At 36.6% G+C, this 7,881-nt stretch carries 9 protein-coding genes and 2 pseudogenes; 5 read left to right on the forward strand and 6 right to left on the reverse strand.

Translation table 11 applies throughout. From position 1 onward, the window contains the following. A pseudogene (locus ABX784_RS13990) lies at nucleotides 1–477 on the forward strand (tryptophan--tRNA ligase); the annotation flags it as partial. A gap of 13 nt (nucleotides 478–490) precedes the next feature. Here the strand turns inward: ABX784_RS13990 and ABX784_RS13995 are convergent. From ABX784_RS13995 to rplU, 5 genes and pseudogenes are all read right to left on the reverse strand, one after another. Further along, complete coding sequence (locus tag ABX784_RS13995) at nucleotides 491–943, reverse strand: 23S rRNA (pseudouridine(1915)-N(3))-methyltransferase RlmH (protein WP_372655679.1); 453 nt, start codon at nucleotides 941–943, stop codon at nucleotides 491–493. After that, entirely contained in the window at nucleotides 943–1,410 is a 468-nt protein-coding gene (gene rsfS, locus ABX784_RS14000; protein ID WP_372655680.1) for a ribosome silencing factor, read from the reverse strand. The genes ABX784_RS13995 and rsfS overlap by 1 nt, the downstream gene beginning before the upstream one ends. Before the next feature lie 9 nt (nucleotides 1,411–1,419). Continuing rightward, nucleotides 1,420–2,430 (reverse strand): GTPase ObgE, encoded by a 1,011-nt coding sequence (gene obgE, locus ABX784_RS14005; RefSeq protein ID WP_372655681.1) that lies wholly within the window; start codon nucleotides 2,428–2,430, stop codon nucleotides 1,420–1,422. A gap of 89 nt (nucleotides 2,431–2,519) precedes the next feature. Further along, nucleotides 2,520–2,774: a 50S ribosomal protein L27 gene (rpmA, locus tag ABX784_RS14010; RefSeq protein ID WP_372655682.1), complete on the reverse strand. Its 255-nt coding sequence runs from the start codon at nucleotides 2,772–2,774 to the stop codon at nucleotides 2,520–2,522. Between the two features lie 88 nt (nucleotides 2,775–2,862). Then, nucleotides 2,863–3,162 (reverse strand): annotated as a pseudogene (gene rplU, locus ABX784_RS14015) (50S ribosomal protein L21); the annotation flags it as partial. 264 nt (nucleotides 3,163–3,426) lie between these two features. Between rplU and ABX784_RS14020 the strand changes: the two are divergent. Together ABX784_RS14020 and lgt are read left to right on the forward strand one after the other, a co-directional pair. Continuing rightward, on the forward strand, nucleotides 3,427–4,236 hold the full coding sequence (locus ABX784_RS14020) for a hypothetical protein (RefSeq protein ID WP_372655683.1): 810 nt from the start codon (nucleotides 3,427–3,429) through the stop codon (nucleotides 4,234–4,236). 113 nt (nucleotides 4,237–4,349) lie between these two features. After that, a complete protein-coding gene (lgt, locus tag ABX784_RS14025) occupies nucleotides 4,350–5,135 on the forward strand; it encodes a prolipoprotein diacylglyceryl transferase (protein ID WP_372655684.1) in 786 nt (261 codons plus the stop codon). On the opposite strand, the gene ABX784_RS14030 is transcribed toward lgt, so the two are convergent. Continuing rightward, on the reverse strand, nucleotides 5,128–5,694 hold the full coding sequence (locus tag ABX784_RS14030; protein ID WP_372655685.1) for a hypothetical protein: 567 nt from the start codon (nucleotides 5,692–5,694) through the stop codon (nucleotides 5,128–5,130). The genes lgt and ABX784_RS14030 overlap by 8 nt on opposite strands. Before the next feature lie 160 nt (nucleotides 5,695–5,854). Between ABX784_RS14030 and ABX784_RS14035 the strand changes: the two genes are divergently transcribed. Both ABX784_RS14035 and ABX784_RS14040 read left to right on the forward strand, forming a co-directional pair. Further along, nucleotides 5,855–7,150 carry a dicarboxylate/amino acid:cation symporter gene (locus tag ABX784_RS14035; protein WP_372655686.1) on the forward strand — a complete coding sequence of 432 codons (1,296 nt, stop codon included), beginning with the start codon at nucleotides 5,855–5,857 and terminating at the stop codon, nucleotides 7,148–7,150. Nucleotides 7,151–7,270: 120 nt separating this feature from the next. After that, on the forward strand, nucleotides 7,271–7,881 hold a 611-nt coding region (locus ABX784_RS14040), incomplete at its 3' end, for a transglycosylase SLT domain-containing protein (RefSeq protein ID WP_372655687.1).

A 7,881-nucleotide genomic window follows, 5' to 3' on the forward strand; every position in this document is an offset into this window, starting at 1 on the left:
AATCATGTCTACGGAGACATATTTACTTTACCAGAGGGGAAAGCTCAAGAAGGAGCACTTGTACCTGGTCTTGATGGGCGTAAAATGAGTAAGAGTTATGATAATCATATCCCACTCTTTTTAACTGAGAAAAAGCTTAGAAAGACAATTAATAAAATAACAACGGACTCTTCAGAGCCATCAGTTCCAAAAGACCCTAATAACTCTGTCGTTTTTGACTTCTATAAGTTATTTGCAACAGAGTCCCAAGTCGCTGAGTTAGATGCATGGTATAGAAGAGGTATTGGTTGGGGAGAAGCAAAGCTAGAGCTTTTCAATGTGATCAATGAGAACCTAAAGGGTCCTAGAGAGAAGTATTACGAATTAATGGCGGACAAATCTAAAATTGATTTAATTCTTCGTGAAGGTGCTGAGAAAGTTAGACCTAAGGCCTCAGAGTTTTTAAAAGAAGTTAAAAAGTCTATCGGTGTATTGTAAGCTAGTTTAATTTCTACTTGTGATAAGGGTGCCCAGTATTGATCGTGAGCGCCCTGTATATCTGCTCTACAAAGAGAAGTCTTGCAAGCTTGTGAGGATAGGTTAGAGGGGAGAGTGAGAGCTTCTCTTTTGATCTTTTAATGATCTTCTCTCCGTGACCACTTGCTCCTCCAATAATAAAAACAATCTTTTCCGATTTTACCTCTAAAAGGTTAAACATCCATTTAGACATTTTTGGACTATCAAATAACTGTCCATTCTCTGCAAGTAGAATTGGATATGTAGAGCCAATGTCATTGAGTTTTTTCTCAACTTCATTGGCCTCTAGATCTAAATTTTCTTTATGTGACTTAACTTCATGAATGTGAAGTTTAGGTGATTTAATTCTTTTAAGATAATTCTCTTCAAGAGCTTCTATATTCTTATCTTTTAATTTTCCAACAACGATAAGATGAAGGTCTTTCACTAGAAATAGCTCTTTCCTGAATCTTTATCAGACTTTTCTTCATCATCTGAAGAGAAGTAGTATGAATTTGGAATTTCAACTTCAACAGCATTTTCCCAAAGATTATCTAAGTCGTATACACTTCTAGATATATCTAAGAATACGTGAACGATGATATCGCCAAAGTCTAAAAGAATCCAATCGTCACCTTTTTGAGAACCTTCTCTTGAGATGACTTCATAACCGTGAACTCTCATTTGCTTAATTATTTCATCGGCCATTGATTGGGCCATTGTAGGGTTTGTTGCTGAACCTAAAACGAAGAAATCAGTTAAAGAACTCGACTTTGCAACATCTAGTACCTTTAAGTTAATTCCCTTAAAGTTACCTAGAATCCAAGCAGTTGCCATTGCTATATTTAATGGAAACTCAAGCTCTTTAGTGTTAACAATTTTTTCAACTTCTTTAGTAATAAAATCTGTGCTCATATATATCTCTTATACCTGGTAATCTTCAAAAGTTTTTAACATCAAAGACTTTAAAAGACCAACGTTTCTTCCTGATACTGATGAAAGTGGAAGTACCTTTCTGTCGATTTGCTCTTCAAAAAATGAAACATATTTTTCAATTTCTTCTTCAGTCATCGCATCAATTTTTGTTAAACAGATAAGCTCTTTTTTGTTAAGTAGCTCTTCATTGTATTTTCTTAATTCTTCACGAATTGTAACATATTGCTCGAAAGCCTCGAACTCATTTAAACACCAAGATACATCAACTAAGTGTACAAATGCCTTAGTTCTTTCAATATGTTTTAAGAACTTTATTCCAAGCCCTTTACCTTCTGAGGCGTCTTCAATAAGACCTGGGATATCGGCAACGACAAATGATTGATTGTCTCCCATATCTACAACACCTAAATTTGGCTCAAGCGTAGTGAATGGATAGTCAGCAATCTTTGGCTTCGCTGCAGAGATAGATGATATCAGTGTTGATTTCCCTGCATTAGGGAGCCCAATTAAAGCGATATCAGCAATAAGCTTAAGCTCTAGCTCTATTTCAATTGTACGGCCCTCTTTTCCAAGTGTAGCCGTCTTTGGAGCTTGGTTTACAGAAGACTTAAAGTGAATATTTCCAATTCCACCTCGGCCACCTTCACCCATAAGGATCTTTTGTCCGTGCTCTGTAAGGTCACCAATAATTTCACCTGTTTCAGCAGATCTAATGATTGTTCCAACTGGCACATGTAATGTTAGGTCTTCACCATAACGACCATGTCTCTGTGTCGTCATTCCGTCTTGACCGTGTTCTGCTTTAAAAATTTTCTTACTTCTAAAATTAACGAGAGTGTTAATTCCATTGTCGGCCTGAATGAAAATGCTTCCACCGTCGCCACCATCTCCGCCATCTGGTCCACCTAATGGGTAGAACTTTTCTCGACGAAAACTTGAGCAACCATTGCCGCCGTTTCCACTAATAATTGTGATTGTAACTTCATCTATAAACCGCATTAACTAACTCACTATTAAATATCTAGGCCCATATAAAAAAAGGGAACCCATAAGGATTCCCTTCTATTATAAACTTTTGAAAATATCAATTAACCTTGTACAACTGATACGATTTGTTTTTTCTTGTTGTAGTAAGAAAACTTAATCGAACCTTCAGTTACAGCGAAAAGAGTACAATCTTTTCCTTGCTTAACACCTGGACCTGCGTGGAACTTGTTCCCTGCTTGTCTGATGATAATGTTTCCTGGGATGACTTTCTCACCACCAAATTTCTTAACCCCGTACATGTTTGGGTTTGAATCACGTCCGTTACTTGTCGAACCACCGGCTTTCTTGTGTGCCATGACTTATTCTCCTAATTAAAACTTATTTTAAAAATTTCTTTGCAGCTTTTGAATCAGCATCGATTTTAGTAATGTTACCACTACCGTCATTGATTTCTGTGATTAAAAGAGCAGTATAGTTTTGACGGTGACCCATCTTCTTCTGGTACATACCTGGCTTTCTTTTGAAAGCGATTACTTTTCTAGATTTCTCATGCTTAATTACTTTTGCAGTAACTTTAGCACCACTTACAGTTGGAAGACCAATTAAAGTCTTTTCTCCACCAATAAATAAAACTTTTTCTAACTCAACAGTAGATCCTGCTTCGTTACTTAGTTTTTCAACATCAAGAACATCTCCAGCTTGAACTTTATACTGGTGTCCTGAAATTTCAACAACTCCGTACATTTAATACTCCTAGTATTTGACAAATTCAGGGGCCCTCACAGTTTTTGGAGAATCTTGTTACCCTAACTTTGGTCACTTTTATTCAGAATCTAGAAGATGTATAAAATTTGGGGCCGTATGTCAAGATTTAAAGGGGAAATGGGGGCAGAATTAGGCCAAACTTTATTAAGGGAAATAGGTTTGGAGTCGATAAGTTTACTAAGGGAATGGCCTGTAAATCTAGGCCCTTAAGCCGTTAGGCTTGTTTGAATAAGCGAGGGGATTATGGAAGAATCAAATTATACGTATTTTCAGTACTTTAAGGGGCATGCTCTTCCTGTTTATATACGACTAAATAAATCAAGCTTTCAAAAAGACTTGGTAGACCTAATAAAAAGTTTGAAATTTAACGAATTGAGCTCGGAAGAATCAGAAAAGATGCTTTCAGATTTTAGTGGTGAGCAATTTGGTAAGATATTGACGATAGATGAAGCATCTCCTGGGGTTATGCGTCAGATAGGCCTATATAGTGAGTCTGATCAATTTGGGAGTGAGAGTATTCACCCAAAAGAAAGTTATAACGTTTATCGCTACCGTGGGGTTGCATTGATGATTTACGGACATTCATTTAAAGAATGGGAAATGGGCTGCGTGGAAGATTTTGGATCTGAAGGCGTAGAACTTGCGACTAAAGTTATTTTAATGAGGTTTCTCTCTTGGTCATTAGCTCCTCTTGGAGTTATTGGTATATGGGGTGTTCCTGTCGATGAAGGAATGGTTGTTCAAAAGCCATCGGAAGCGGGCGGAGAGGTTGTATTTATCGACGTCTTCAAAAGAACGCTTTATACACAGGACGGACAGAAGAAAATGAAAAGCTCGTTCAAGCTTTTAAAGCTCGACAGTAGCCTTAGAGACAGGTCAATCAAAATGGGTCCTGAGCAATTCTTAACTTTTTTATCAGCACACTGCTCATACTTTAGCTTCGGAGGAATGACTATTCCTACAAGGCAGATGATCCAATCAATTTGTAGAACATATGAAGGGTTAGTTTATCCTGCTGAGAGCTTTCAACCAAGAACTGACTTAAATCTATAAATATAATGAGGCTACATTTGTGGCCTCAAATCTTTAAAATCCTAAAACATTGTAAAGCACAGTCAACAAGAGTAGCATAATTGCATATTTATTTTAGTATGCAGGAGAGTTACATGAATCCACTTAATATAGATCCTATTATTTTTTCCATTGGCCCGGTGAGCGTTCGCTGGTATGGACTGATGTATGTTGTAGGGTTTGTTATTGCAAATTTTCTTTTAAAGAAATTAGTAGATAGAGGATTCTTTAAAATTCAAAAAGAAAATATCGACTCAATGATTACTACTATGCTTATCTGCATGTTCTTAGGAGCAAGGTTTGCATATGTTTTTATATATAACTGGGACTATTACTCAAGTCACTTATCTGAACTACTTTATGTGTGGCAAGGAGGACTTAGTTTTCATGGAGCATTAGCTGGACTCTTATTTGGAGGATGGTATTTTGGTAGAAAAAATAATGTCTCCTGGGCCCAGGTTATGGATGCTACTGCTTTGGCCGGAGCTCCTGGATTATTCTTTGGAAGAATTGGAAACTTTATTAATGGTGAGCTCTACGGACGAGTAACAGACTCTTCTTTTGGAATGGTTTTTAAAACAGGTGGTCCATATCCAAGACATCCTTCTCAACTTTATGAGGGATTTGCTGAAGGGCTGCTTCTTACATTAATTCTTTGGTTTCTATTAACTAAAGTTAAGCGGCATGGAGTGATTGCTTGTTCATTTGTTATTGGCTATGGATTCTTTAGATACTTTATTGAATTCTTTAGAGAGGCAGATCAACAGTTAGGGTACTACTTCGGTGGAACAACTACTATGGGACAAATACTTTGCATGATAATGATTATTGTAGGTTTTCTTGCAATGTTCTTAAATTCAAAGAGAGAAGACCCTATTTAGTTTTTTTTCCTAAAAAGTTATTGCTAAATTTATTGATGAGGGGGACGAAGTCTCCCTTTTTTTTCGACTTTTGAATATAGCTTACATAGTTTGGAAAACACGTTACGGTACAAGATCCACTGTAAATAACTCGAAAATTCTCTAAATCATTCCAAGCATAGACTGCATTATTCTCTTGTCTGTAGTACTTACTTTGCTTTCCAAATTTATTAATTAAAGACTGATGAAATGAGTCGTGTAGAAAGTAAGTTGGAAATCTTGCGTAAAAATCTAAAATAATATTATTTTTAATCTGTACGTAAATTGGAAAGTTATATCTGGCATGAACTAGTGAATAGCGAACTATTTTAGTCTCTCCTTTATCTTCTGTGACTTCACCTTTTCCTAATTCTTTTGGGAGTTCATCTATACTCTTTCCTGGAGTAAAAGGCTCAAGTTTATTTAACGTAAAATCATAGTTAGGAGCTTCAACTTTAGAAAATGCCCTGTTTACAAGAAGGCCAGTTCCAACGAGAATAGTTAATACGATTATTTTGCCAATATTAACAAGTGATTGCATTGGAGTTCCTAGTGAAAGATCATGGGATTTCCAAGACTAAGAATTAACGTCGACATGAGAAGGACGATACTTAGGGAAATCATAATGAAAGTTATAGGGTGATTTAACATAAGAGTATTTTAGCAAATTGAAATATAGAAAAGTGATAAAGGGGAAATAAATGCAGGAAGCATCTAAGAAAGAAGCAAAGATGATTGGGATAGCAATGGTTGCTGGACTAATAGCAGGGCTAGCGCTCTACTTTAGTGGTAATGGAGAGCTAGCAGCTTATCTTAAGCCAATAGGAACAATATTTATAAGACTTCTTAAAATGGTAATTGTACCGCTAGTATTATCTTCAATCTTCATGGCAATGTACCACCTTGGTACGCCTGAAAGTTTAGGATCTATGGGGAGAAAAGCTGTAGGTTATTACTTTTTAACAACAGCTTTTGCAGTTTTTGTAGGACTTATAATGGTAAACCTTATTCAGCCAGGTGTTGGAGTTGAGGGGATACAATCAAACGCTGGCCTAGGTGGATTATCAGAAGTTATGCATCAGAAGGTGACTCAGTCAAAAGGTCTCTATCAAACGATTCTTGATGTAATAGTAAATGCAATACCAACAAACCCATTTGAAGCAATGGCAACTTCGACAGTTCTTCAAGTTATCGTGTTTGCAATTATGTTTGGTATCGTTGCGCTATATATGCCAAAGAAATCTCAGCCAGTTGTTAACTTCATGGAAAGTTTAGAGGCCATGACTCTAAGGCTTACTCACGTAATTATGAAATTTGCTCCAGTTGGTATTTTTGTTCTTATGATGGACATAATGGCAAGAACTGGATTTTCAGCAATTGTTTCACTTTCAAAGTATATGGCGACTGTAGTTATAGGTCTTCTTCTTCATGCCGTAGCTCTAATGTTTATTGCATCTTGGAGAATGAAAAAGTCACCAATGTATATTTTAAAGAATTTAAGTTCACCACTTCTTACAGCATTTTCAACTTCTTCATCGGCCGCAACTCTTCCAATCACAATGACTTGTGTAGAGGAAAATCTCGGGGTTAGAAAAGATACGGCTAAGTTTGTTCTCCCTCTTGGAGCAACAATAAATATGGATGGAACTGCATTGTACGAATCTGTTGCAGCTATCTTTATTGCACAAGTATATGGAATCAACTTAGGTATTGGGCAACAAATTGTAATTTTCATGACTGCTTCATTAGCAGCAATTGGAGCGGCAGCAATTCCTGGAGCAGGACTTATTACAATGAGTATAGTTCTTGGAGCAGTAGGACTACCTATTGAAGGTATTGGTCTGATTCTAGCTGTTGATAGAATTTTAGATATGTTTAGAACAACTGTTAATGTATTTGGTGATTGTGTGGGTACTATAGTTGTCGATTCTATGATGGAGAATGATGAGTTTTCTGGAGTAGAAGCTAACTCACTAATAGAAGGTGCAGAAAGCTAATCAGATATTATTGAATTAACAAGAGTTCTTCTCGTTTGACTGAGGGAACTCTTCGTTAGACAATATAGTTTAGAATTATTCTGAGTACATAAGAAGAGTTAAAAAGGATTTTAAAGAGTTATGAAGATATATAAATCAATATTTATTCAGCTATTTATCGGAGCTTCTCTACTTTCTTGTTCGAGCCTTAAGCCGGCAGTTAAAGAAAGTGTTGTAGAGAAGACTGAAGAAAAAGTTCTTTCTAAACATTTAACTTGGGCCAATGATGCTAGAGAGTCTGTAGATAACTCTACGATGAGTACATCTATGGCAGGAAGTGCAGAAATCAATCCATCGGACTACGATGGGAAGACATACTTTCTGTATGGTGCTGAACATTTAAAACTAGATAATTACTACTTTGATATTCCTGTTGTCTATAATGCAGCAACTAAGAAATGGATTAATTATTTCCTAACAAGAGGTAGAGGCTTCTTTAAAAGATACTCTGCTAGAGGTGGGAGATACGCACCATTACTAGGGAAGATTTTAGAGGATAACGGACTTCCTAGAGATTTAATTTTCTTGGCGATGGCCGAGTCTGGATTTCAAACAAAAGCTAAGTCATGGGCCAGGGCCGTAGGTCCTTGGCAATTCATGCCATACACTGGGAAGAGATTTGGTCTAAAAATTGATTGGTATGTTGATGAAAGAAGAGACCCATTTAAGGCCACTGTTGCAGCGGCAAAATA

Source organism: Halobacteriovorax sp., assembly GCF_041587335.1.
Taxonomy (GTDB): Bacteria; Bdellovibrionota; Bacteriovoracia; order Bacteriovoracales; family Bacteriovoracaceae; genus Halobacteriovorax.

What these genes read in the sequence shown, in the direction of transcription:
- rsfS (WP_372655680.1), bottom strand. Translation starts at nt 1,410, where the DNA reads ATGAGCACAGATTTTATTACTAAAGAAGTTGAAAAAATTGTTAACACT.
- obgE (WP_372655681.1), bottom strand. Translation starts at nt 2,430, where the DNA reads ATGCGGTTTATAGATGAAGTTACAATCACAATTATTAGTGGAAACGGC.
- rpmA (WP_372655682.1), bottom strand. Translation starts at nt 2,774, where the DNA reads ATGGCACACAAGAAAGCCGGTGGTTCGACAAGTAACGGACGTGATTCA.
- ABX784_RS14020 (WP_372655683.1), top strand. Translation starts at nt 3,427, where the DNA reads ATGGAAGAATCAAATTATACGTATTTTCAGTACTTTAAGGGGCATGCT.
- lgt (WP_372655684.1), top strand. Translation starts at nt 4,350, where the DNA reads ATGAATCCACTTAATATAGATCCTATTATTTTTTCCATTGGCCCGGTG.
- ABX784_RS14030 (WP_372655685.1), bottom strand. Translation starts at nt 5,694, where the DNA reads ATGCAATCACTTGTTAATATTGGCAAAATAATCGTATTAACTATTCTC.
- ABX784_RS14035 (WP_372655686.1), top strand. Translation starts at nt 5,855, where the DNA reads ATGCAGGAAGCATCTAAGAAAGAAGCAAAGATGATTGGGATAGCAATG.